Below are 24,461 nucleotides of genomic sequence, written 5' to 3'. Positions count from 1 at the left end.
TTGGATTGCTAACGGATTACCCTATGCCTATCAGTTTCCATGCCAACTATTTAGTCTTTATAAATCAATAAGTTAATAACTTAATAGTCATTTAGACACTGCCTGACTTATAGTCATACCGACTACACGGAGTCACTATGACTGCAAAACCCCTGCTCACCGCCCTGCTGCCCCTTGTCTCCGACCTGTCCCGCGAACTGCCCGAGGGCGAGCGTTATCGCCGCCTGCTGGAAGCCATGCGCGCCCTGCTGCCATGCGACGCCGCCGCTCTGCTGCGTCTCGACGGTGAATGGCTGGTGCCGCTGGCGGTCGACGGCTTGAGTACCGATACCCTCGGTCGGCGCTTCAAGGTCAGCGAGCACCCGCGTTTCCAAGCGCTGCTCAGCGGCCCAGGCCCGACCCGTTTCGCTGCCGACAGCGACTTGCCTGACCCCTATGACGGCCTGGTCGATGGCCTGGATGATCATCTGGAGGTCCACGACTGCATGGGTTGCCCATTGTTCATCGACGAGCGCCCCTGGGGCCTGCTGACCCTCGATGCCCTAGACCCGGAGCGCTTCGAACCGATCGAACTGGATGCCCTGCAAGCCTTCGCCAGCCTCGCGGCCGCCACGGTCAACGCCGCCGAACGCATCGAGCGGTTGAACAATCGCGTCGAAGACGAGCATCAGCGCGCCGAGGTCTACCGCCAGGCCAGCGGCCAGCAGAATCGCGAGATGATTGGCCAGAGCAAGGCCCACAAGCGTCTGGTCGAAGAAATCAGTCTGGTGGGCGGCAGCGACCTGACCGTGTTGATCACTGGCGAAACCGGGGTCGGCAAGGAGCTGGTGGCCCAGGCCATCCATGCCGCCTCGCCCCGCTCCGACAAACCGATCATCAGCCTCAACTGCGCCGCGTTGCCCGACACACTGGTGGAAAGCGAATTGTTCGGCCATGTCCGCGGTGCTTTTACCGGTGCGCTGAACGACCGCCGTGGCAAGTTCGAACTGGCCAACGGCGGCACGCTGTTTCTCGATGAAGTCGGTGAGTTGTCGCTGACCGTGCAGGCCAAGTTGCTGCGCGTGTTGCAGAGCGGTCAACTGCAGCGACTGGGCTCGGACAAGGAGCATCAGGTCGACGTGCGCCTGATCGCGGCGACCAACCGCGACCTCGCCGAAGAAGTGCGCAGCGGCCGTTACCGCGCCGACTTCTACCATCGCCTCAGCGTTTATCCGCTGCTGGTGCCGGCCCTGCGCGATCGCGGACGCGATGTGCTGCTGCTCAGCGGTTACTTCCTGGAGCAGAACCGCTCGCGCATGGGCCTCAACAGCCTGCGCCTGAACAGCGACGCCCAGGCCGCGCTATTGGCCTACGACTGGCCCGGCAACGTGCGCGAGCTTGAACACTTGATCGGCCGCAGCGCCTTGAAAGCCTTGGGCAACTGCAAGGAACGGCCGAAGATTCTCAGCTTGAGTGCAGCCGACCTGGACTTGCCCAACGCCAGCGTTGAAGCTTCTGCCGAGCAACCTGTCGCCAGCGTCACGCAAGCGGTGATCGGCGACTTGCGCGAGGCTACCGAGCGTTATCAGCGTCAATTGATCGGTGCCTGCCTGGAACGGCACAACAACAATTGGGCAAGCGCGGCCCGTGAGCTGGGCCTGGATCGGGCGAACCTGGGGCGGATGGCCAAGCGGTTGGGGATGAAATAGTGTCGCTATAGGGTGAGTGGAGTCTTTGTGGCGAGGGGGCTTGTCGGATCGCCGCACCGCCCCGTTGGGTCGCGACGCGGCCCCTGGCTTTCACCGACAAACCGAGTCGCTGGATTTACGACCGCTTCGCGGCCGAACGGGGGCGAGCCCCCTCGCCACAATGGTCCTGTGTTTGACCCGAGAGAGGTATTCACCCTAAAGCCTGCCCCCGACAAGTCGATAACCCGGCATCGAAGTCATTGGCAATCCCGGGATTGCCCGTCACCTTTTTCCAGAGAAGGTTCCTATGTCCTCCACCAAAGCCCGCGCAGACTCACTTTCGCTTCTGCTGTTTACCTTGCGCAGCGGCAAGCTGATGGCGATCAACCTGCTCAAGGTCAGTGAAATCATTCCCTGCCCGCCGCTGACCAAACTGCCGGAGTCGCACCCCCACGTCAAAGGCATCGCCAGCCTGCGCGGTGCCTCGCTGTCGGTGATCGACCTCAGCCGTGCCATTGGCGAACGTCCGCTGGAAGACCCGAACGGCGGCTGCCTGATCGTCACCGACGTCAGCCGCTCCAAGCAGGGCCTGCACGTGCAGGCCGTGAGCAAGATCGTCCATTGCCTGACCACCGACATCCGCCCGCCGCCCTTCGGCTCCGGTGGTTCGCGCGCCTACATCACCGGCGTGACGTCGGTCGATGGCACCCTGGTGCAAGTGCTGGACATCGAAAAAGTCATCCACGGCATCGCCCCGGCACAAATCGAAATGGCGCCGACCGAGCTGAGCATGGAAGACGCCGAACTGCTCGGCAACGCGCGCATCCTGGTGGTCGATGACAGCCAGGTGGCCTTGCAGCAATCGGTGCACACCCTGCGCAACCTCGGCCTGCAATGCCATACGGCCCGCAGCGCCAAGGAAGCCATCGACTGCCTGCTGGACCTGCAAGGCACCGCACAACAGATCAACCTGATCGTCTCGGACATCGAAATGTCGGAGATGGACGGCTACGCCTTCACCCGTACCCTGCGGGAAACTCCGGATTTCGCGCATCTTTATGTACTGCTGCACACCTCGCTGGACAGTGCGATGAACGCCGAGAAAGCACGACTGGCGGGGGCGAACGCGGTACTGACCAAATTCTCTTCACCGGAATTGACCCAGTGCCTGATCACCGCGGCCAAGGCTGTCGCCGAACAGGGTTATTGAGTGTTGACCGAAGATTACTGCTGGCTGATGCGACGCGACCTCTCTGTCGTCGTGCCGCCCCCCGATTGGCCAGCCGGCCTGCAACTGGGCGAATACCGCCCCGAACTGGGCGCCGCCGTGCACCGGCTGATGGAGCTCGGTTATCTCGACGGCGCTGGGCGTGTAGCCGCGCTGGACATGTGGCAACGGCAGTTCGAAACCGATCCGGAATATGACCCGGCCCTGTGCTTCATTGCCCAGGATGCCGAAGGTGTGGTGGGTGTGTGTCAGTGCTGGACCAGTGCCTACATCAAGAACCTGGTGGTGCATCCGCGGTTTCAGGGCCGTGGATTGGGGCGTGCCTTGCTGTTGCAAGCGTTCAAGGTATTCCAGCAGCGGCGTGAAGGCTTCGTGGACCTGAAGGTTCTGGAAGACAACCTTCGGGCGCGGCGCTTGTATGAAAGCGTCGGGATGCGCGCAGTCCGCCGGGAGCCGGTTCCTCTCTGACATGCCGCCTTCGCTGGCAAGCCAGCTCCTACAGTGACCGAGCCGATCACAAAACATGTGTAGGGCGCGATTCCTGTAGGAGCGGGCTTGCTCCGGCCGGCGAGGCCAACTGAGTGGCGCATAATTTGCTTCGATAGCGGCTTTTGTGGCGGCATTCTGTCGCCGTTTCATGCCCTGTAATGCGAATGAACACTCAATGAATACAAGGTTTTCCTGCGTAGGCTGCGGCAAATGCTGCAACGGCCACCATGTGCCCCTGACCCTGAGCGAAGCCCGGATGTGGGCAGCCGACGGTGCTCAGGTGATCGTGCTGGTGGAAGCGTTTCTGGACAACGGCCTGGGCCTGCCAGTGCAACAACGGGAGCACACCGTACGCCGTTCGGCGGCGGTGCGCAGCGGCGAATCCGACGCGTACGTGGCCATCACCTTCGCCGCCTACAATGTCGGCCCCTGCCGGAATCTTGACGAAGACAACCGCTGCCGCATCTACGAACGCCGGCCGTTGGTGTGTCGCATCTATCCGATGGAAATCAATCCGCACATTCCCCTGAACCCCACCGCCAAGGAGTGCCCGCCAGAGTCCTGGGAAACAGGGCCAGAGCTGATTGTCGGTGGCAAACTGGTCGGCCGGGAGTTATCGGAATTGATCCAGCGTTCCCGTCAGGCGGATCGCGACGAAATTCAGACCAAGGATGCGATTTGCGCACAGCTGGGCATCCGCACGACGGCCCTGAAGGGCGACGGGTTTACCGCATATCTTCCGGATATGGCGGAGTTCGCCAGAATCATCGACGAACTGACCGGGCAAATGTTGCCGGAGTGGGGCAGCGAGTGGCTGTTTCATGTGTCGGGGGACGATATCGCCGGGCAGATTGTTGCGGCCGGGGGGCAAGTGGCGGCGGATGCGCCGACGAACTTTGCGTTCATTTCGTTGCGCACGGCTTGAGAGGTCAGGTGCGCAGCTTTGCGAGCTGCGCACGCGCCTTCAGACAGGTAAAGATTTAAAGCGTCGTGACCGCCAGACACTCCACTTCCACCCCTGCGTCCAGTACAAGCTTGCCAGCAAATGTAGTACGAGCGGGTAACCGATCCGCCGGAAAGTAGCTGCGATAAACAGCATTCATGGCAGCAAAGCCCTTCATGTCGGAAAGAATAACCGTGCATTTGGCCACCTGCGCCAGAGACGACCCATGATGCTGCAGTGCGTTGCGCAGATTGGCCATGGCCTGTTCCATTTGCGGCCCTATACCACCTTTCACCAACTCCCCTGCCTCCGTCATTCCGATTACGCCAGAGAGGTAAAGTGTCTGACCAACCTGAACCGCATTGGAAAATGGCATGCCTTCTTCGTTTGGAAAGTACCGAGGAAACTCGAGAGCCGGCGTCGGCAAGTAGCGCTGGGTAATTGCTTGCAGCTGACCATTTTGTTTCAACCGCTCAAGAGCAGCATTCAGGTTATTGCGCAGCAGGGTGTCGTTTTTGCGAACCGCCATGGCCACGCCGCTGCCCAGCATGGGATCGCTAATCGCCGGGCCGGCGAAGTCAAAACCTTGCCCCTGCGGTTTACTCAATAGCGCGTAGGTAATTTCGATCGAGTCTTGCAAAGTCGCATCCAGCTCTCCCGCCAGCAGGCTGGCGATCAATTGATCATTGAGGTTGAAGCTGCGTACTGTTACCCCCGCCTGCGCCCAACGCGCCTTGGCGAACGCCTCGCGACTGGTACCGGCCAGCACGCCGACACGCTTGCCCCGGAGCGATTGAGCATCGGGTTGCAGATTCGCCCCCTTGGGAGCCACCAGCCTGCTGCTCAGGGGATACAGGTTTTCGGTGAAATCGACACGCTCGCGACGCAACGATGTGGCTGTCATCGGCATGATTGCGTCGAAACGACCGCCTTCGAGCGCATCGATGTTGGTGGCGTAATCCTGGTCAACCCAGACACAGCGGGACTTGAGTTCGGCACACAGCGCATTGCCCAACTCGATATTGAGCCCTTCCAGTTCGCCATTCTCGTTACGGAATTCAAACGGCGATACAAGCGGCTCGACACCGAAACGGATCTGTGGATCGACGACAGCTGTAGTACAACCCGCGGCCAGAGCCACTATCAGGGGTGCAGAAAAAAACTTAAGCAGACGCATGAGAAAACCTTCATCAAGATTCATGGAAATGAATCCTCGACGAATGGCCTTCGAGATTCCCAGAGGGCGAATCGCCAACCGGTGTAGGAACGCTCTGACTTACAGCAAGGAATACGGGCGACCTGAAAATGCCTGAACCTTAACGCTTACCCATCGATCGACGAGTTCCCGGCGGCGCCATGCCCGGTGTCTTGGTGTGGCCGTTCTTGGCGCCGTTCTTGTACCACGGCTGGTTGGAGCCCTTGGCGGCCGCCAGTTCGCCCGGTTTGAACGGGAACTTGAAGGCCGGGATTTCGGCTTTGGTTTCGCTGTCGGCGCTGGAGTCGACGCTGTCTGGCAGCTCTGCCTGCACGTCGCTCAGGGCGTCGGCGACCGGCGGTTGTTTCGGGGAAGTCATGAAAGCTCCGGGTGGTGCATGAAGTGTCGGGCCCGGTGAACGAGCCGCATGCCACAGTATAAGAAGTGCGGCAGTATAACTGGATGGAGCACCGCAAGCTGCAAGCTTGCATTGACCGCCTGACGACTCGCACAAATCCCGCGAAGAATGTTAGCGTGCTCATCATTCTTCACCGCCCGACGAGCCCGCCTCCCATGAAAAAGACTGTCCTGGCCTTCAGCCGCGTCACCCCGGAAATGGTCGAACGCCTGCAACAAGACTTCGATGTCATCGTGCCGAATCCGAAAAACGGCGACATCAACGCCCAATTCAACGAAGCCCTGCCCCACGCCCACGGCCTGATCGGCGTGGGTCGCAAACTCGGCCGCGCCCAGTTGGAAAACGCCGCCAGGCTGGAAGTGGTGTCCAGCGTCTCGGTGGGCTACGACAACTATGACCTGGCCTACTTCAACGAACGCGGGATCATGCTGACCAACACGCCGGATGTGCTCACCGAAAGCACCGCCGACCTGGCGTTTGCACTGTTGATGAGCAGTGCGCGCCGCGTCGCCGAACTGGATGCCTGGACCAAGGCCGGGCAATGGCAAGCCACTGTCGGTGCGCAGCTGTTCGGTTGTGATGTGCATGGCAAGACGCTGGGCATCGTCGGCATGGGCAACATCGGTGCCGCCATCGCCCGGCGTGGCCGCCTGGGGTTCAACATGCCGGTCATCTACAGCGGTAACAGCCGCAAGACCGAACTGGAACAGGAACTCGGCGCGCAGTACCGCAGCCTCGATCAATTGCTGGCCGAAGCTGATTTCGTCTGCCTGGTGGTGCCGCTCAGCGAGAAAACCAAACACTTGATCAGCCATCGTGAACTGGCACTGATGAAGCCAAGTGCCATTCTGGTGAACATTTCCCGTGGTCCGGTGGTGGATGAACCGGCGCTGATCGAAGCGCTGCAAAACAACCGCATTCGGGGTGCAGGGCTGGACGTGTACGAAAAAGAACCACTGGCCGAGTCGCCACTGTTCCAGCTGAAAAATGCCGTGACCTTGCCGCACATCGGCTCGGCCACCCATGAGACCCGCGATGCCATGGCCAACCGTGCCCTGGCCAACTTGCGCAGTGCCCTGCTGGGCGAGCGACCGCAGGACCTGGTCAACCCGCAAGTCTGGAAGGGTTAACGCAAATCGGGCAGACGTTACAAGCGCCTGCCCGTTTGAAAAAAAGTCACTTTCAAGTTATTAAGCAACTCTCTGAATACACACCCTGCAATTCAGTCAGCAGCCGAACAACAAAACCACGAGATAGACTCTCCTTGTTTACCCTGGCACTACGGGATCAGCAACGGAGATCACCCATTTGAACTCACTCACAACAAATCAAGTCATTCGACTCAGCAAAGCCAAACTGATGTTATTTACTAGCCTCTTTGGATTGCTGATGCTATACAACAATGTCACGGATTACTCGACCAACTATGAATACATCAGCCATATCCTGAGCATGGACACTACCAATGATCAAAGCAAATACAGACACAGGGCTATTACTTCCGCCATACTTCACCACCGCATTTACTGGCTGATCATTACACTTGAGGTGGTCTACACCCTATGTTGCCTGCTCGGAACCTATTGCCTTTACAAAAACATCAACGCCAGCCCCGAACAATTTCACGAAGCTAAAAAACCTGCAATCATCGGATTATTGATTGCCCTTTTTCTTTATTACGTCGGTTTTCAAACAGTCGGTACCGAATGGTTCAATATGGATGAGTCGAAAACCTGGAACTACAATTACAGGGCTGGACACATTGTTGATTTCATCTTTCCGTTACTGATATACATCGCGATAAAAATCGAGCACTGAGTCACTCAGCACTCGACGCCCCCTCAAGCCAGCTTGCCGTTGCCCAGCACTTGCGGCGTTTTGGGTTTGCGAAACACCAGTACGTTCCCCGACATCACCAACACCAGCCCCAACAGCGCCGGCACCGTCCATTGATAGCCCTCGGCGAATGCTGACACGTTGAGCGCCACCACCGGAAACAGCACCGTGCAGTACGCCGCCCGCTCAGGCCCCATGCGGCCGACCAGCGTCAGGTAGGCGGTGAAACCGATCACCGACCCCGGAATCACCAGGTACAGCAGTGACCCGATGTAACGCGTGCTCATTTCCATGTCGAAGGGAATGCCCTTGACCAGACACCACACCGAGAGCATCGCCGCCCCGTAAGCCATGCCCCAGGCATTGGTGGTCAGCGGTTTGAGCCCGGCCTTCTGTTGCAGGCTCGAGAGCATGTTGCCCGCCGAGAAACACAAGGTGCCGCACAGGGCCAGACCGAGACCGAGCAGGGTTTCCGGGCTGGCGGTATGCCCGGCCAATTCAGGCCAGAACAACAGGCCCAGCCCAAGCAGGCCCAGCGCGCCACCCATCAGCACATTGCGGGCGATTTTCTGACCGAAGAACACCCGCGCGTTGAGGGCATTCCACAGGGTGGCGGTGGAAAACACCACAGCCACCAGACCGCTGGGGATCCACTGGCTCGCAGTGAGGAAGCACATGAAGTTGACGCAGAACAGGCACAAGCCCTGAGCCAGGCAAATCAAATGCCCGCGACGGTTCATCACTTGCAGGCGTCGGCTGAGCAGCAAGATCACGAACAGCACCAGCGCGGCGAGGCCGAAGCGATAGACGATCGACACAGGAATGGCCACCACACCCAGTTGCCATTTCAAGGCAATCCAGGTGGTGCCCCAGATCAGCACGGTCAACAGGTACAAAGAAAGGTTCATGGCAAAGGCTCCTCGATAGGCGCCCAGTGTCCGGCGCCACGCCTGGGCGCACTTGCATAAACTTGCGCTTTTGTCTGGCGACAGGCTGGCAGGCACGCGTCTACGGAGTAGGATGCAGGGCGTTGGATGCAGGTGTTAGAGAGCAACGATCATGGCTGTACTGGATACCCTACAAGTCTTTCAAGCCCTCAACCGCTCGCCGAATGCTCGCCTCGAGCACAGCGCCGAGCTCGGGGACGGCTTGTCTGCAGCTTTGTGGAGCAATCACCACGACGCCCAGGAATACGAAGCACCCAGCCACCATACGCTGTCCTGTTACATTGCTGGCGGCACCGGTACCTTCCGCCGCGATCAGCCCGCAACCAAGGGCGGCCCGGACAAACTGTGCATCCTGCCGGCCGGTCACCAGTCAGGCTGGGTGATCAACGGCGACATTCGTCTGGCGCACCTGTATTTCAGCCCCGAACAATTTGCCCTCGGCTGTGTCACCCTGCTCGATCGCGAGCCACGGGAAATGCAACTGCGCGAGCAGACCTTTCTCGATGATCCGCAGCAGGCGCTGCGCTTTCGACAGTTGATCACCCTGAACTGGGACGAGCCGGGCGAGCGCCTGCTCACCAGCAGCCTGGCTCACGAACTGCTCAGCCATGCCCTGCTCAGCCAGGTCAATGCCCGGCAAGGCCTGCGCCTTAAAGGTGGGTTGGCCGCGCATCAGCGCCGACATCTGGTGGAGTACATCGACAGCCATCTGGACGAGGCCATCAGTCTCGGCCAGTTGGCGGCGTTGTGCGCGTTGTCGGAATACCACTTCGCGCGGATGTTCCGCGAAAGCTTCGGCTTGCCACCCCACCAGTATGTGCTGGCACGACGCCTGAACCGGGCGCAGGAGTTGCTGCGCACGACCTTGCAGCCACTGGGGGAGATTGCGCTGGCCTGCGGATTTTCCAGTGCCAGCCATTTCACCAACCGGTTTCGCCAGGCCCTCGGTGGAACGCCCGGCGAATATCGCCAGGCGTTTTTGCGCTAGGCGCGGGATTTTCGGCGTCCTTCAGGCCGCCATCGCGAGCAGGCTCGCTCCCACAGGGAGAAACAGTCGTCAGAACTCCAAGGTGCTCGACAACGTCACCTGCCGCGAGTCACCCATCGACACAAAGAACCGACTCGCCGCCGAGGTGTAGTAAGTACGGTCAAACAGGTTCTTCACGTTGAGCTGGAACTTGACCTTCTGCCCTTCGACCTTTGTGTCGTAGGTGGCGAACGCATCGGCCACGGTGTAGCTCGGCAGGTCGAAATCGTTCACCGCATTGCCCGCGCGCTCCCCCACATAACGCGCCCCGGCGCCGACCCGCAGTTGGTCGCCGCCGACGATGGTGCCGAAGTCATAGACGGCCGACAGCGAGCCGCTGTTCTTTGCCACGTTTTGCAGTTGATTGCCCTTGTAAACAGGGTCTTCGGTGACTTCGGCATCGGTGTAGGCGTAGCTGCCGATCATGCTCCAGCGATCCGTCAGCTGACCGCTCAAGTCCACTTCCAGGCCACGGGAACGCACTTCGCCGGCGGCACTGTAAATCGTGGTCGGGCCTTCGGCGTTGGCCACCAGCACGTTGCGTTTCTTGATGTCGAACAGCGCGATGTTGCCAGTGACGCGGCCCGGCAGATCGAGCTTGGCACCCAGCTCCCAGGACTTGGCTTCTTCCGGCGCGATGCCGCCGTCAAGCACGGTGCTGCTGCCGCTCAACGGCGCGATGGTCGAGTTGGGTTTGAACGACTCGGTGTAGCTGCCATAAAACGACAAGGCATCGGTGTATTTGTATACCAGGCCCGCGCGCGGCACCCATTTCTGCCCGTTACTGTCGGTGTTGGCGTGGAACGGTACGCCTTTGCCGGCGTATTGGTCGTACGCCTGGAAGCGCGCGCCGGCCACCAGAATCCATTGGTCGTTGAGGTGGATGGAATCCTGCAGGAACACCGAATCGCTACGCAGTTCATCGGTCTGCGCGCTGTCGGCCGCACTGACAGTGGTGCCCGGCACGTCCTGGCCATAGATCGGGTTCACGTAGCTGAACTGGGTGCGGCTTTTCTGGCGGATCAGGTCTTCGCGGAAAATCTTGCGGTACTCGTCATCGACGCCGAACAGCAGGTCATGCTGCATGCCGAACACATCCACGTTGCCTTCGAGGCTGGCGGTGGTGAAGCGGTCGGTGCTGATCGCATTCCGGGTGCCGTCCATGCTGCGGGTCAGGGCGCCCTTATTGGTGTCGATTGCAGTCACGCGCACCTGGCTGGCGTCGTAGGTTTCGCGGTTCCAGCTGTAGCCGAAATGGGCCTTCCAGTTGTCGTTGAGCTCGTGATCGGCCTCGAAGTGATAGAGGTCCGAACGCCCCTCCATGTTGTTGAACGGCTCGTCGAGACGCTCGTTGCGCGAGATGTCCAGCGGATGGTTGGTCCGTGGATCGATCAGCGTGCCTCGGTCAAACGGCGTGAGGAATTCGCGGTGCTCATAGGAGAACAGCAACTTGGTGCTTTCACCGTACCAGGCCAGCGACGGCGCGATCAGGCTCTCACGATGTACACCGAAGTTGCGCCAGTAATCTTCGTCTTCGTAGTCGAGCACCATGCGATACGCCAGCCCGGAGTCGCCCAGGGCACCGGTGCTGTCGAGACCGCCGCCGCTGCCATTCTTGCCGTCGCCATAGCTCGAGCCGCGCACGGTCAAGGCGTTGTACTGCTCAAGCTCGGGTTTCTTGCTGACCATGTTGACCACGCCGCCCGGATCCTGGATGCCGTAGAGCAACGAGGCCGGGCCCTTGAGTACTTCGACCCGGTCGACGCTGGCGTTGAGACCACGACCCTGCACGATCGGCATGCCGTCTCGCATGATCGAGCCGTTACGGTTGTCGCCAAAGCCGCGGACCATCACCGAGTCCTGGGTGCTGCCAAGGGTGTTGGCCTGGGTGATGCCGCTGACATTGGCCAGGGCGTCATCGAGATTGCGCGGAGCCTGGTCGCGAATGACCTGGGCCGGGACGACATTGACGGTCTGCGGGATTTCCTGAATCGGGGCCGAGGAGCGCATCACTGAAGAAGTCGGTGGCGGCTGGTAACTCATGGACTCATCCATCACCGAGGTAATGGTGGTAGCGCCCAGGCTCAACGCACCTTCGGTCGGCCGTGGTTCCAGTGCAATGGTGTGCCCATCGGTGCGGCGGAACGTCAATCCCGAACCGGTGAGCAGACGTTGCAGGGCCTGTTCGGCACTCATCTGGCCATTGACCGCTGGCGCATTGAGGCCGTACGGCGCTTCATCGGTGTAGACGACACTGATGCCGGTCACCCGGCTGAAATCACTCAAGGCTTGGGGCAGCGGTTTGGCGGCCAGGGAAAAACTGAACTGCGCGAGTTGCTGGCTGTTGCCAGCCTCAGCGGCCAGCACCACGCTCAGCGGCAACAACGCCAATGCCGAAAAGCTCAACGCAGACACACCCAACCATTGTTTGACCGACCCCGATTTTGCCCTGGACTTCATGACTCATGACCTGTGTAGAACCACAACGGATGCGAATGACTCGCAGTTTCAGTCACTACACGGATGGCAATCGGATTTACCTCACTACAATTCTGAAAATATTTTTATTCCGGGCGAGGTAGTGATTGAACTTGCCCGCGAAGAGGCCAGCAGCTTCAACGTAAAATAATCAGGTGCCCCAAAACCTGATGCTGCTCAAACCCCAACACGCCTTGCAGTGAACTCAACACCGCCTGCGGGTTCCTGCTCGGAAAGCTGCCACTGACCCGGCGTGCCGCCAGTTCATCATTGAGCAGCACGATCCGTCCGGGGTAATAGCGCCCCAAATCCTGCACCACATCGGCCAACGTCGCCTTGTAGTAATTGAGCCAGCCCTGGCGCCAGGCTAACTGCGCTTCGCTGTCCACCCCGTGGAGTTTTTCCGCTGTGCCTTCGCCATAGGCCACTTGCTGGCCGGCGGTGAGAATTTGCTGTTCCGCGTTCTGGTCCGCCGTCACGCCAACCCGTCCCGACAACACCGTGACCTGTGCACCGTGAGGCTGCAAACGGACTTCGAACTGCGTACCCAGGACCCGCGCCAGGCCTTTCTCAGCATCCACCACAAACGGCTCGCCGGTGTGGGTGACACTGAAAAAACCGGCGCCGCGACGCAGTTGCACATGCCGCTCACCGCGACTGAAATCCACGGCGATGGCGCTGTCGGCATCCAGTGTCACCTGCGACTGATCGGCCAGAATGACAGTGCGGATTTCCCCCGGTGCCGAGACATAATCCGCCCCCAGGTCATCCATCCAACGCATCGGCTGCCAACCCGTGCCGAGACTGATCATCAACAGCAGGCACGCGGCCATCGCCAGCGCACCCGACCAACGTCCGACCGTGCTGCGCCGCGAGCGTTTGATGGCATTGAGATAGCCTTGCATGGCAAAAGCGTCTTCATCGGCCAGCGTGCGCGCCGGCCCTTCGCTCAACTCCCACAAGACCTGCGCCTGGGCATACGCCTGCGCATGAGCGGTATCGGCTCGCAACCACTGGCTGAACGCCGCCTGATCACCACTGCCAGGCTGGTCATGCAACAGGCTCAGCCAGGCCAGCGCGGCCTGCTCCTGAGCGGGCGTCGGGGTGACGCGTTCGAAGTGGTTCACGGTGCTTTCCCTGGCGTTCGTGTTTCAGGCTCCCGAAGGCTGGCCTTGCAGGCTTCGAGGGCGCGCATCATATGTTTTTCCACGGCACTTTGGGACAAACCCATGGCCTTGGCGATCTCGGCGTATTTACGGCCGTGAATGCGATTGAGTAAAAAGATCTGCCGCGTGCGCTGCGGTAATGCGCGCAACGCCGCTTCGACGTGGCGCAAATCGTTGCCCGCCTCCAGCGCCGCTTGCGGTCCGCAGCCGTGGCTGTCCGGTGGCTCCACCATCAAGCCTTCGCTGGCCCGGACCCGCGTGCCTTCACTGCGCAAATGGTCGATGGCGATATTGCCGGCGCAGCGCAGCAGATACGTGCCGAGCTCCTCGACCTGCACCAGCGGCCGCCGCCAGAAACGCAGGAACAAGTCCTGCACCAGGTCAGCCGCCGTCGCCCGGCAACCGACGCGCCGACTCACCAGTGCCTCCATTTGTGAACGCTGGGAGAGAAACACCTGGAGAAAATGCGCACGGTCGCCACGCTGTTCGTCGCGTTCGATATCGTGGGGGTCTGGGGGCAGAGTGATCATCGTTCATGTTCCGACCTGAAAACCGGGGAGGCCACGACAGCGTCAGGGGGCCGGCAAGGTTGCGATATTAATGATAAATATTCTCATATGCAAAAGGATCGGGTGCAGCCCTCTATTACGCCCATTGGCTGCACCGCAAACTCGGCCGTCCCGATAGCCCAGTCCAATGGCCATGGAATCCAAAAGCCACCCAAACGAAAACGGGCCTGCAATGCAGGCCCGTTCTAATGGGAAGGTAAAAAGTGAATCAGGTGTCAGCCGTTAAGCGCCGCCTGTTCGTTTTCCAGAAACTCTTCTTCCAGCAGCTGGTCGGCATGGGCGCCACTCTCGATGGGCACCACATTGGCTCGTTTGCCGCGTAATTTGCCGAACATATGCTCCAGCGCATGTTCAAGTTTGGTAGCTGCTCCGTCGATCGCCTGCTCCATGGTGGAGGCTTTATGGGTGACGGAAACCGGTTGATGGCCTTTTGGCCGCGCCTCCAGTTGGCAGCGCATGTCATGGGGACCCGGCTTGTCGCCGTTCTCGTCCCGCAGGTGAACCTCGACGCGTGTCAGGTCCTCTTCGTAGCGTTCGAGCGTGCTCTCAATGGTCGTACGTACCCACTCCTCCAGTCGTTTACTGCCTTGAATATGGTTATCGCTATTGACTTGGATTTGCATAGTTCATCCCTTATTTCAGCTAGCTCGCGAGAGGCCGGTCAGCTAAGCCCTTGGGCGTCATCACCGTGACCTCTTGCTTACACAATCGGTCTGTACGCTGAACAATTCAACCCCCTAAAAAAGATAAATTTTCAATCGCAAAAAAAGCCGGACAACCGGTAAAAGCGCTGTTAAGGTCGGGAGTTGGGTCGCCCTGCTCTTACGTAATAATTGCTCACATTTGCCGCTCCCCCAACGGGTGCAAACTGCGAAAAGCGCCCGCCTCCTCCACCAACCAATCGTGCACCGCGCGCACACCCGGATGGCTCAATGCCCCTGGTGCGTAAAGCAGCATGTAGCGCTTGTGATTGGGCACCGCCAGGCCGAACGGCACGATCAACGCCCCACGCTCCAGCTCATCGTTGAGCAGTGTCCGTCGGGCAATCGCCACCCCCATCCCGGCGATGGCCGCTTCGATCGTCAGGTGATTGCGATTGAACGTATGCCCGCGTCGCACATCCGCCCCCTCGAAACCGATGGCGTTGAGGTAAAACTCCCATTCCGCGTACTCATAGCTGCCGCGCCAGGCGGTGATGTCGTGCAGCAAGGGAAAGTGCATCAGGTCTGCCGGACCGTGCAGAGGCGGACGACCGCGCAACAGGCTCGGTGCACACACAGGAAAAATCTGCTCATCGAGCAAGGCTGTGGATAACAGGCCCGGGTAGCTGCCGTCGTTCAGGTCGATCGCCAGGTCGAAGTCGCCTTCATGCAACGGCACGCTGCTGTCCTCGGCCACCAGGCGCAACTGAATATCCGGAAAACGCTGCTGCAAACGCGGCAGACGCGGCGTCAGCCATTTGCTCAGGAACGACGGAATCGAACGTACCCGCAGAATCCCGCTGATCATGCCCGCATCCAGTCGCCGCAATTCCGCGTCGATGCTGCCAAATGCCTCGTTGACGGTAATGGCCAGACGCTGGCCCTCAGCGCTCAACTCCACTCCGCGGGCGCGGCGGTGAAACAGACGAAAACCCAGGCGTTCTTCCAGCTGACGGATCTGCTGGCTGACCGCCCCCGGTGTGATGTGCAGCTCTTCGGCGCAGCGGGTGAACGACAAGTGCCGCGCGGCACAGGCAAACACGTTCAGCCAGACATACGTCTGGGCGTGTAATTGACGGCTCATCGTTTAGTCCTGCTAAAGGATGTCTTAGGAATTTTCGTTGGTCACGTAGGATCGTGACAGGCAGTATCGCCCAAATTGCGCTTGTCCTACAGAAATGGCAGCGATTACCCTTCCATTGCATGTAAAGGCTTTAGCATGGCTATCAGTGTTTTCGATCTATTCAAAGTCGGCATCGGCCCGTCCAGCTCCCATACCGTCGGTCCGATGCGCGCTGCCGCAACCTTTGCCCAAGCGCTGGTCGATCACGGTTTTCTGGCTGACGTGCGACGTGTGGAAATTCGCCTCTATGGTTCTCTGTCAGCGACCGGCGTCGGCCACGCAACGGACCGCGCCTGCGTCATGGGTCTGATGGGCGAATGGCCCGACCGCATCGATCCCACCACCATCGACAGCCGCATTCACACCCTGCGCGAAACCGGCAAATTGTGCCTGGCAGGCGTTGCGGACATTGCCTTCGACTGGCAACGCGATCTCCTGCTGCTAAACGAGAGCCTGCCCTACCACCCCAACGCCATGTCCCTGGCAGCCTTCGGTGAAACCGGCGAACTGTTCGAGCAGACCTATTACTCGGTGGGTGGCGGTTTCATCATCGAAGCGGCCGAAGCCGAATCCGGTATCGCACCGGCTGGCGATGTGGTGCTGCCTTACGATTTCTCCAGCGCCGCCGAACTGCTCAAGCTGTGCAACGAGCACGGCCTGCGGGTGAGCGAACTGATGATGGCCAACGAACGGGCATGGCGTGGTGATGCCGAGATTCGCCAGGGCCTGTTGCATATCTGGTCGGTGATGCGCGAATGCGTCGAACAGGGCTTGCGTCACGAAGGCATCTTGCCCGGCGGTCTGAATGTTCCACGTCGAGCGGCGAAACTGCATCGCAGCCTGCAGGAAATCGGCAAGCCGAATGTCATTACGTCCACTTTGTCGGCAATGGAATGGGTCAACCTGTATGCCCTTGCCGTGAACGAAGAAAACGCAGCCGGCGGGCGCATGGTCACGGCACCGACCAACGGCGCGGCGGGGATCATTCCCGCGGTGCTGCACTACTACATGAAATTCAATGCCGATGCGTCTGACGATGACGTGGTCGCGTTCTTCCTGGGCGCAGCGGCCGTCGGCATCCTGTGCAAGAAAAACGCTTCGATCTCCGGGGCCGAAGTCGGCTGCCAGGGTGAAGTCGGCTCCGCCTGCGCCATGGCCGCCGCCGGCCTGGCAGAGGTGCTTGGCGCCACCCCGGAGCAGCTGGAAAACGCCGCCGAAATCGGCCTGGAACACAACCTCGGCCTCACCTGCGACCCGGTTGGCGGACTGGTACAAGTGCCGTGCATCGAGCGCAATGCGATCGCCGCAGTGAAAGCCATCAACGCCACGCAAATGGCCCTGCGTGGCGACGGCCAGCACTTCATTTCCCTGGACCGGGTGATTCGCACCATGCGCGACACCGGCGCCGACATGCACGACAAGTACAAAGAGACGTCGCGGGGCGGACTGGCGGTGAACTGGGTGGAATGTTGACCGTTTTGGTTGCACACCGAGGTTTATTGCCCTGAAACGTGCAGAAAACGCGGCCCCTGTAGGAGCGAGCTTGCTCGCGAAAAACCCTCAGGCGCCGCAAACCATCTGGTTTGACGCGTTATCGTTCACGACCATCGCGAGCAGGCTCGCTCCTACAGAACGTTTTTTTGTCCGACAATTTTGTCGGCATGCCCCTTGCTACATCCTGGTTGGAACAATGATGGCGAGATGGCCGGTGGTCAGGCATTGCGAACCAACCCGATCACGGCCGGTCAACAACTGCACGTTCAATCAGGCGGTGACGCATCATGGACAACCCTTTCCAGCTCATTACCGATGCCTTTGCAGCGGATTACCAGATCAACCTGAGCATTCAGGGCCTGGATGGCAGCATCATGCTGACCCTGTCCAACAGTGGACGCGTAGTCGCAAAGCGCATGATCAGTGCCGAACAACGCAATGACCCCGAGCGCCTGAAACGACTGGTGCAAAGCATTCAGTTCGGCATTGCCATCGAGCAGGGCCACAGTGCCGTGGCCATCCTCGAATCCATGACCGATGGCGGCATGCACAGCCTGCCGCCACCAGCCAAAGGCCGGCCCCGACCCGCCATGGGGCTTTAAAGCTCGCCCTTTTCTACTTCGGAATGCTCACTGGTGCCCGCACCTGTTTTGCGGTGCGGGTTCTCAATCTTCACCGAAGGAAATTGCGACGAAGCATAACGCACCACCAGAATCGCAAACGCCAGCAGCAGAATCCCGCCGCACAGGTAGATGATCCCAAGGTCCGGCGGGTTGTGGTGCGAAACGTTGGAAATCAGCAGCCGCGTCAGCGCGGTGATCGCCACGTAGATCAGGAAGCGCACCGGCATGTGATTGGTCTTGAAGTAAATCCCGACCATCGCTCCCAGTTCCAGATAGATGAACAGCAGCAAGATGTCATCGATCTTGATGTGCCCCTCTTCGATCATCCCGAGGAATTCCATCACCGCCGCCCACGCGGTCACCGCACCAATGGCGAACAGCGCCAGGTAGTGGAAGGTTTCGACGAACAGATTGCCCAGGGACTCGGCCAGTCCATGCACGTTCTGCCGCAGTTTTTCGGCCCAGTTGATTTTCACGATGATGCTTCCTTAGGTCGGTTCGACCGGATGATGCGGGTTGGACGTGACGGTTTTTCTGCATGCAGAAAAAAGGCCAGCCCATGATGGCGAGCCGCTCTGGATCGCGCGCCGTGGCGTTTGGTCGCACCCGTACAGCGCCTCACCTGACAAATCTCGAATCCGGTCTACATTGAAAAGCCACTATCCAAAAGACAGGGTTTCGCTTATCCTTTAGCTGTATATAGATACAGTAGTCGAAATCGACAACCAATGTGAAGGCATGTGAGGTGGTGAATGGCCGTCGAAGTGGTATACCGCAGCAGCCGAGATCTGGAGCGCTTGTTCATGGATAAAGCCGAAGCTGACCGTCATGACAAAATGCTCGAACTGGCCGAATTGCTGGCTGAAGTGTTGCAAAAAGCCGTTCCGTCCCTGACCGAGCAGCAAGTGGAAGAAGCCGGGATCTACATGGCGAAGAATCGCGACGTGTTCGCCAAGGCGTTCAAGAGCCAGCCGGACGCTCTGTCCGAATTGCTCAGCGCACCGGTTGAAGTCGCAGAAGCTGTCGCAGCGCTCGAGGTCGTTGAAGCCGCTGAGCCGATCGCCCCGGCCAAGCCTGCCAAGGCCCCCAAAGCCGCCAAGTAAGCAACGCGCAAATTGAACAGGCCCTGAGTCGAATGGCTCAGGGCCTTTTTCATGCCTGTGGAAAACTCATGCCTGACTCACCGGTACAACACTTTCTCCGCCAGTTCGTCCGCCACCCGGGCCGGTGAGCGTTTTTCCGCTTGGGCGTGGGCGAACACTTCAGTCAGGCGCGAACTGATTTTCGACAGGTGCGCGGTGATGGTTCCCAGTTCTTCGCCCCGATGTTTGAGCGAAACATAGATCAAACCGCCGGCATTGATCACGTAGTCCGGCGCATACAGGATGCCCCGCCGTTCCAACTGATCGGCGACGTCCAGATGGGTCAGTTGGTTGTTCGCCGAACCGGCCACTGCCGAGCAGCGCAGTTGCGTCACGCTGTGGCTGTTCAGCACTCCGCCCAAACCGCACGGCGCAAGAATATCGCAAGGCGTGCTGAGCAGTGCGTCGTTGGCGATGGGGTGAGCCCCGAGTTGCTCCATCGCCAGTTGCACCTTGCCGTGATCGATATCGCTGACCAGCAGTTCGGCCCCGGCGGCGTGCAACTGTTCTGCCAGGGCATAACCGACGTTGCCCAGGCCTTGAATGGCGACGCGCAGGCCTTCGAGGTTATCGCTGCCCAGTCGCGCCATTGCAGTGGCGCGAATACCGGTGAATACACCCATCGCCGCGTGCGGCGCGGGGTCGCCCGCCGAGGTGGTGCTGGTGACGTGTTGGGTCTGTTGGGCAATGCAATCCATGTCCGCCACTGAGGTGCCACTGTCGATAGCCGTGATGTAGCGCCCGTCGAGCTGATTGATACAGCGCCCGAAGGCTTCGAACAGCGCGGCGCGGTTGGCCACGTGAACGGGGCGGATGATCACCGCCACGCCGCCGCCCTGAGCCAGGCCGGCCAGTGCCGCCTTGTAACTCATGCCTTGGGCAAGGCGCACCGCATCCTCGACCGCAGACTCGTCGCTGGGATAGGCAAGGTAACGACAGCCGCCCAGGGCAGGCCCCAAGCGGCTGTTATGAATGGCAATGACCGCCTTCAACCCGGTGACCGAGTCAACGCTCAGATGCAGCGATTCAAGGCGGGTGCTTTGCATGAGAGCGAACATCGTAAGGCTCCCGAATCACTTCTTGTAGTCGCCAGTATAGGCTTGCGCCCAAAAATTGCAGAAGCGCACCGGAATAAGCACGGCCACGATGCAAGCTTTAGGAAATAACCTGCATTCGACCTTGTACGGCACTGGACGAACGCCGGAGAGGGGGCTAAAACGAGGCATTGCCCGGAGATTTTGATGACCCCGCGCCAATCGTTCTTCGCCTGCCTGCAACGTTCACCGCCCGCGCTGTTCGAGGCGGCACTGTGGATTGCGGTCGAGCACGACAGCGAAGTGGAGCCGCAAGCACTGCTGGCCGATTTCCAGGAGTTGCAGCAACGGGTCAGCGGCGGCTTGCCGATGCTGCCGGTCAGTGAACTGGCCCAGCCGCTGCTGCGGCGCCTGAATGACCTTGGCTTCGCCCAGGACGATTTCACGCCGTTGCGCCCGCAAGTGGCACTGCTGAACAAGGTACTGGAACGCCGAAAAGGGCAACCCTTGACGCTGGCGCTGATAGCACTGGAGTTGGCCAGGGGCCTGGAGATTCCCCTGGTCGGGGTCAACTTTCCCGGGCATTTCCTGCTGCGGGTGCCGGGCGCCGATCATTTGCTCGATCCCTGCGGCGGCCGTCGCCTTTATCCCAACGATTGTCGGGAGTTGTTGCACCGCCAGTACGGCCCGAACATCAAGCTCAGCGCCGAGCACCTGGAAACCGCCGAGCCGGTACAGATGCTGCAACGGCTGTCGCGCAACCTGCGCCAGTTGTACCTGTCCCACGACGATTTCATCAATGCCTTGATCGACGCCGAGCGTGTCCTGGAACTGGGCAACGCCAGCGCCGCCGACTATCTGGCCCGGGCCAGCTTGTACCAACGACTGGACTGCCCGAACGCCGAGCGTTTTGACCTGGAGCACGCACTGCTGCTCAGCGACGATCCGATCCAGCGGATTCGCCTGACGGAACGGTTGGGGCATTTGCCGCCGAACGCCATCGTTCATTAAAAGCAAAAGATCCTGCTTCTGACTTAAGGCGTATCTGGCTGATTCGCCGGATGCGCCTTGATGAACGCCGGGTGTGTCGCCGCCAATGCCGCCACTCGCCGGATTCGCGGGTAAGCTTCAAGAGAAACATTGAACCGCTCGGCCGCGTACAGTTGCGGGATCAAGTAGACATCCGCCAACCCGGGTTCGGTGCCGAAACAGTAACCCTCATCACCGATCAACTGCTCCACCGTCGCCAACCCTTGGCCGATCCAGTGGCCGATCCACTCCACCACCTGCGGTTCGTCGTGGCCCGACTGGCGCAGCCGATTGAGCACGCTGACGTTGTGCAGCGGGTGCACATCGCAGCCGATCACTGCCGCCACGCCGCGCTCGTGAGCACGGGCAGCCAGGTCTTTGGACAGCAGGGGCACCTGTGGATAACGCTCCTCCAGGTACTCGATGATCGCGGGAGACTGGATCAGCAATTCGCCTTCATCGGTGCGCAAGGCCGGCACACGGCCCTGCGGGTTGATGCCCAGATAAGGCGGCTGCCGATGCTCGCCACCCTGCGGTGCGATCAGGTTGACTGGCAAGGATTGATAATCCAGACCCTTGAGCGCCAACGCGATACGCACCCGGTACGACGAAGTCGAACGGTAGTAGGTATAGAGTTCCATGCCCTGCTCCTGTCAGCGCGCCGGCAGCACTTTGCCGCGGCATTCGCCGAAGCCAATGGACGCGAACCCGTCGCGGCGGCAACGTCCGCGCAGGATGATTTCGTCGCCGTCCTCGAGGAATTTACGCACCTCGCCCGAGGCCAGTTCGATCGGCTTTTTACCGCCCTCGGTAATTTCCAGCAGGCTGCCGAACTGACCGCTCTGCGGTCCCGACAACGTGCCCGAGCCGAACAAGTCCCCGGCCTGCAATTGGCAACCATTGACGCTGTGGTGCGCGACCATTTGTGCCACGGTCCAGTACATGTGCCCGGTGTTGCTCAGGGTCAGGCGATGGGCTGGCAGGTTCTGCTCGCGCATGGCCTCGGTGAGCAGCAACACTTCCAGTTCGATGTCGAACGCACCAGCGGCCTGATCGCGCTTGTCGAGCAGGTACGGCAGCGGCTGCGGATCGCCTTGCGGACGCGCAGGCTGGGCACGACGGAACGGCTCCAGTGCTTCGGCGGTGACCACCCACGGCGAGATGCTGGTGATGAAGCTTTTCGACAGGAACGGCCCCAGCGGCTGGTATTCCCAGGCCTGGATGTCCCGTGCCGACCAGTCGTTGAGCAGGCAGAAACCGGCGATGTGATTGGCGGCGTCGCCAATGGCAATCGAGTCGCCCATGTCGTTGCCCTGGCCGATCCAGATGCCCAGCTCCAGTTCGTAGTCCAGGCGCGCACAAGGGCCAAACGTCGGTTCGCTCTGACCGGCCGGCAACGTCTGGCCTTTCGGGCGGCGGACGTCAGTACCGGACGGGCGAATGGTCGACGCACGACCGTGGTAGCCGATTGGCACGTACTTGTAGTTCGGCAGCAGCGGGTTGTCGGGACGGAACAGTTTGCCGACGTTCTGCGCGTGCTCGATGCCGACGTAGAAATCGGTGTAATCGTTGATTTTCGCCGGCAGGTGCATCTCGCAATCCACCGCCAGCGGCAGCAGTTTTGCGCCCTGGGCTTCGATCTTGCCGTGCAGGGTGCTGCCTTCGGCGAACAGTTCCAGCAAGCGTTCACGCAGGGCCACACGGGCCTCGCGGCCCAGTTCGAAGAACGCATTCAACTGGCCGCAACAAGTAGCCTCGACCGCAGCCTTCGCGGCGCCATCGAACAACCCGACTTCAAGGGCCGCTTGCAGATCAAAGATATGCTCGCCAATAGCCACGCCACTGCGCGGAGCCGAGCCATTGAGGCTGAACACGCCCAGCGGCAGGTTTTGCAGGGGGAAGTCCGCGTGGCCGTTGGCGGACGCAACCCAGCTGCGAGTGATGGAAGTCTGCGTCATGGGTTATCTCCGGGTCGGGTCGAAAGTGGCGGGCAGCGTAGCCCAGCAGGCGTCGTAGGTATTTTGCAGTTGTGGGCAATCGAGGGCGAAACGGCTTGGGCGCAACACTTGGCTGGTTTCGAACATGAACGCCATGGTGTTGTCGATTTTCGCCGGCTTGAGGTCAGCGTTGATCGCTTTGGTGCAAGTCTCACCGTCGGGACCGTGGGCGCTCATGCAGCTGTGCAACGAAGCACCGCCGGGCACAAAACCTTCAGCCTTGGCGTCGTATTCGCCCTGGATCAAACCCATGAATTCGTTCATCAGGTTGCGATGGAACCACGGCGGGCGGAAGGTTTTCTCGGCCACCATCCAGCGCGGCGGGAAGATCACGAAGTCGAGGTTGGCCAGGCCGTGGACGCTGGTTGGCGAGGTCAATACCGTGAAGATCGACGGATCAGGGTGATCGAAACTGACGGTGCCGATGGTGTTGAAACGGCGCAGGTCATATTTGTACGGCACGTTATTACCGTGCCAGGCAACCACGTTGAGCGGCGAATGATCAAGCTCGCACGCCCACAACTGGCCGAGGAATTTCTGCACCAGCGTGGTCGGTTGTTGCAGGTTTTCGTAGGCCGCCACCGGGGTCAGGAAGTCCCGCGGATTGGCCAGGCCATTGCTGCCAATCGGCCCCAGGTCCGGCAGACGCAGCGGCGCGCCATGGTTTTCGGCGACATAACCGCGGGCTTGCGGGTCAAGCAGTTCGATGCGGAATTTAAGGCCGCGTGGCAGTACGGCAATTTCCAGCGGTTCCAGTTCAAGCACGCCGAGTTCGGTGGCAATGCGCAGGCGCCCCAGTTCAGGCACCAGCAACATCTCGCCGTCGGCGTTGAAGAACACACGCTCCATGGAACGGTTGGCGCGGTAGTTGTAGATGCTGATCCCGGCCGGTTTTTCCGCGCCCGAGTTGGCCGCCATGCTCACCAGACCGTCGATGAAATCGGTCGGCTCGGCAGGAATATCCAACGGGTTCCAGCGCAGGCGATTGGGGGTCACGTCACCCAGCGGACCGCCGGCCAGTTGCCGGTCAAGTTTGACGAATGCCGGGTGATTGGCCGACGGCTGGATGCGGTACATCCAGGTGCGCCGCGCCTCGCTGCGCGGCATGGTGAACGCCGTGCCGGAGAACAGTTCGGTGTAGAGGCCGTACGGGGCTTTTTGCGGGGAGTTCTGGCCGACGGGCAGTGCGCCGGGCAACGCTTCGCTGCTGAATTCGTTGCCGAAGCCTGACAGGTAGGCCAGCGCTGGCGTCGTTGAATCGGGGTTCATGGAGCCTCCTGAACAGGGAGTCGGCAATGCCGGTCACCCTTTGGAAGAGTGACTGGCCAGCCTCGGTTATTTTTATCGTAATTAGA

At 60.2% G+C, this 24,461-nt stretch carries 23 protein-coding genes and 1 pseudogene; 11 read left to right on the top strand and 13 right to left on the bottom strand.

What is annotated here, in order from left to right:
* The first annotated feature begins 137 nt into the window (after positions 1-137).
* The 4 genes from norR to AC1D19_RS11490 all read left to right on the top strand — a co-directional run bounded on the left by norR (position 138) and on the right by AC1D19_RS11490 (position 4,309).
* Positions 138-1,688, top strand: coding sequence for a nitric oxide reductase transcriptional regulator NorR (gene norR, locus AC1D19_RS11505; protein WP_477763247.1), 1,551 nt, complete (start codon positions 138-140; stop codon positions 1,686-1,688).
* Positions 1,689-1,974: 286 nt separating this feature from the next.
* Positions 1,975-2,877 carry a chemotaxis protein CheW gene (locus AC1D19_RS11500; RefSeq protein WP_477763246.1) on the top strand — a complete coding sequence of 301 codons (903 nt, stop codon included), beginning with the start codon at positions 1,975-1,977 and terminating at the stop codon, positions 2,875-2,877.
* Positions 2,878-2,904: 27 nt separating this feature from the next.
* Positions 2,905-3,363, top strand: coding sequence for a GNAT family N-acetyltransferase (locus AC1D19_RS11495; RefSeq protein ID WP_477752955.1), 459 nt, complete (start codon positions 2,905-2,907; stop codon positions 3,361-3,363).
* Positions 3,364-3,559: 196 nt separating this feature from the next.
* Complete coding sequence (locus AC1D19_RS11490) at positions 3,560-4,309, top strand: YkgJ family cysteine cluster protein (protein ID WP_477763245.1); 750 nt, start codon at positions 3,560-3,562, stop codon at positions 4,307-4,309.
* 55 nt (positions 4,310-4,364) lie between these two features.
* On the opposite strand, the gene AC1D19_RS11485 is transcribed toward AC1D19_RS11490, so the two are convergent.
* Together AC1D19_RS11485 and AC1D19_RS11480 are read right to left on the bottom strand one after the other, a co-directional pair.
* Positions 4,365-5,504: a transporter substrate-binding domain-containing protein gene (locus AC1D19_RS11485; protein ID WP_477763335.1), complete on the bottom strand. Its 1,140-nt coding sequence runs from the start codon at positions 5,502-5,504 to the stop codon at positions 4,365-4,367.
* 139 nt (positions 5,505-5,643) lie between these two features.
* A complete protein-coding gene (locus tag AC1D19_RS11480) occupies positions 5,644-5,901 on the bottom strand; it encodes a hypothetical protein (protein ID WP_103394221.1) in 258 nt (85 codons plus the stop codon).
* 194 nt (positions 5,902-6,095) lie between these two features.
* Here AC1D19_RS11480 and AC1D19_RS11475 point away from each other — a divergent pair, with 194 nt between their 5' ends.
* Both AC1D19_RS11475 and AC1D19_RS11470 read left to right on the top strand, forming a co-directional pair.
* On the top strand, positions 6,096-7,070 hold the full coding sequence (locus AC1D19_RS11475; protein ID WP_477752923.1) for a 2-hydroxyacid dehydrogenase: 975 nt from the start codon (positions 6,096-6,098) through the stop codon (positions 7,068-7,070).
* Positions 7,071-7,248: 178 nt separating this feature from the next.
* On the top strand, positions 7,249-7,758 hold the full coding sequence (locus AC1D19_RS11470; protein WP_477763244.1) for a DUF2165 family protein: 510 nt from the start codon (positions 7,249-7,251) through the stop codon (positions 7,756-7,758).
* 23 nt (positions 7,759-7,781) lie between these two features.
* Here AC1D19_RS11470 and AC1D19_RS11465 read toward each other — a convergent pair whose 3' ends face one another.
* The gene (locus AC1D19_RS11465) at positions 7,782-8,684 is read right to left on the bottom strand and encodes a DMT family transporter (RefSeq protein ID WP_477763243.1); all 903 of its coding nucleotides are present in this window, start codon (positions 8,682-8,684) and stop codon (positions 7,782-7,784) included.
* Between the two features lie 151 nt (positions 8,685-8,835).
* Between AC1D19_RS11465 and AC1D19_RS11460 the strand changes: the two genes are divergently transcribed.
* Positions 8,836-9,711, top strand: a complete 876-nt coding sequence (locus tag AC1D19_RS11460) for a helix-turn-helix domain-containing protein (protein WP_477763242.1) — start codon at positions 8,836-8,838, stop codon at positions 9,709-9,711.
* A gap of 69 nt (positions 9,712-9,780) precedes the next feature.
* Here the strand turns inward: AC1D19_RS11460 and AC1D19_RS11455 are convergent, their stop codons facing one another.
* From AC1D19_RS11455 to AC1D19_RS11435, 5 genes are all read right to left on the bottom strand, one after another.
* Positions 9,781-12,210, bottom strand: a complete 2,430-nt coding sequence (locus tag AC1D19_RS11455; protein ID WP_477763241.1) for a TonB-dependent siderophore receptor — start codon at positions 12,208-12,210, stop codon at positions 9,781-9,783.
* 155 nt (positions 12,211-12,365) lie between these two features.
* Positions 12,366-13,355, bottom strand: a complete 990-nt coding sequence (locus AC1D19_RS11450) for a FecR family protein (RefSeq protein WP_477763240.1) — start codon at positions 13,353-13,355, stop codon at positions 12,366-12,368.
* Entirely contained in the window at positions 13,352-13,924 is a 573-nt protein-coding gene (locus AC1D19_RS11445) for an RNA polymerase sigma factor (RefSeq protein ID WP_477763239.1), read from the bottom strand. Before AC1D19_RS11445 ends, AC1D19_RS11450 begins: the two co-directional genes overlap by 4 nt.
* 254 nt (positions 13,925-14,178) lie before the next feature.
* Positions 14,179-14,586: an HPF/RaiA family ribosome-associated protein gene (locus AC1D19_RS11440; RefSeq protein ID WP_007970346.1), complete on the bottom strand. Its 408-nt coding sequence runs from the start codon at positions 14,584-14,586 to the stop codon at positions 14,179-14,181.
* Between the two features lie 214 nt (positions 14,587-14,800).
* The gene (locus tag AC1D19_RS11435) at positions 14,801-15,748 is read right to left on the bottom strand and encodes a LysR substrate-binding domain-containing protein (protein WP_008046773.1); all 948 of its coding nucleotides are present in this window, start codon (positions 15,746-15,748) and stop codon (positions 14,801-14,803) included.
* 135 nt (positions 15,749-15,883) lie between these two features.
* Between AC1D19_RS11435 and AC1D19_RS11430 the strand changes: the two genes are divergently transcribed.
* Positions 15,884-17,260: an L-serine ammonia-lyase gene (locus tag AC1D19_RS11430; RefSeq protein WP_477763238.1), complete on the top strand. Its 1,377-nt coding sequence runs from the start codon at positions 15,884-15,886 to the stop codon at positions 17,258-17,260.
* Positions 17,261-17,568: 308 nt separating this feature from the next.
* A complete protein-coding gene (locus AC1D19_RS11425) occupies positions 17,569-17,883 on the top strand; it encodes a DUF3509 domain-containing protein (protein ID WP_477752931.1) in 315 nt (104 codons plus the stop codon).
* Here AC1D19_RS11425 and AC1D19_RS11420 read toward each other — a convergent pair.
* Positions 17,880-18,380, bottom strand: coding sequence for a phosphate-starvation-inducible protein PsiE (locus tag AC1D19_RS11420; RefSeq protein WP_477763237.1), 501 nt, complete (start codon positions 18,378-18,380; stop codon positions 17,880-17,882). The genes AC1D19_RS11425 and AC1D19_RS11420 overlap by 4 nt on opposite strands.
* A gap of 276 nt (positions 18,381-18,656) precedes the next feature.
* Here AC1D19_RS11420 and AC1D19_RS11415 point away from each other — a divergent pair.
* Positions 18,657-18,896, top strand: a pseudogene (locus tag AC1D19_RS11415) (YebG family protein); the annotation flags it as partial.
* A 188-nt stretch (positions 18,897-19,084) separates the two neighbouring features.
* On the opposite strand, the gene AC1D19_RS11410 reads toward AC1D19_RS11415, so the two are convergent.
* Complete coding sequence (locus AC1D19_RS11410; protein ID WP_477760005.1) at positions 19,085-20,104, bottom strand: Glu/Leu/Phe/Val dehydrogenase family protein; 1,020 nt, start codon at positions 20,102-20,104, stop codon at positions 19,085-19,087.
* Between the two features lie 183 nt (positions 20,105-20,287).
* Between AC1D19_RS11410 and AC1D19_RS11405 the strand changes: the two genes are divergently transcribed.
* Complete coding sequence (locus AC1D19_RS11405) at positions 20,288-21,091, top strand: SirB1 family protein (protein WP_477763236.1); 804 nt, start codon at positions 20,288-20,290, stop codon at positions 21,089-21,091.
* Positions 21,092-21,114: 23 nt separating this feature from the next.
* Here the strand turns inward: AC1D19_RS11405 and maiA are convergent, their stop codons facing one another.
* Genes maiA through hmgA form a run of 3 tightly spaced genes read right to left on the bottom strand, consistent with a single transcriptional unit; the run spans position 21,115 to position 24,375 of the window.
* The gene (gene maiA / locus AC1D19_RS11400; protein WP_477752935.1) at positions 21,115-21,750 is read right to left on the bottom strand and encodes a maleylacetoacetate isomerase; all 636 of its coding nucleotides are present in this window, start codon (positions 21,748-21,750) and stop codon (positions 21,115-21,117) included.
* Between the two features lie 12 nt (positions 21,751-21,762).
* Positions 21,763-23,067: a fumarylacetoacetase gene (gene fahA / locus AC1D19_RS11395; protein WP_477763235.1), complete on the bottom strand. Its 1,305-nt coding sequence runs from the start codon at positions 23,065-23,067 to the stop codon at positions 21,763-21,765.
* A 3-nt stretch (positions 23,068-23,070) separates the two neighbouring features.
* Positions 23,071-24,375, bottom strand: coding sequence for a homogentisate 1,2-dioxygenase (hmgA, locus tag AC1D19_RS11390; protein ID WP_477763234.1), 1,305 nt, complete (start codon positions 24,373-24,375; stop codon positions 23,071-23,073).
* Positions 24,376-24,461 lie beyond the last annotated feature (86 nt).

Source organism: Pseudomonas sp. P1_C12 (assembly GCF_056406435.1).
The sequence above is the reverse complement of the archived record's forward strand: the minus strand, read 5'-3'. Positions and strand labels throughout refer to the sequence as shown.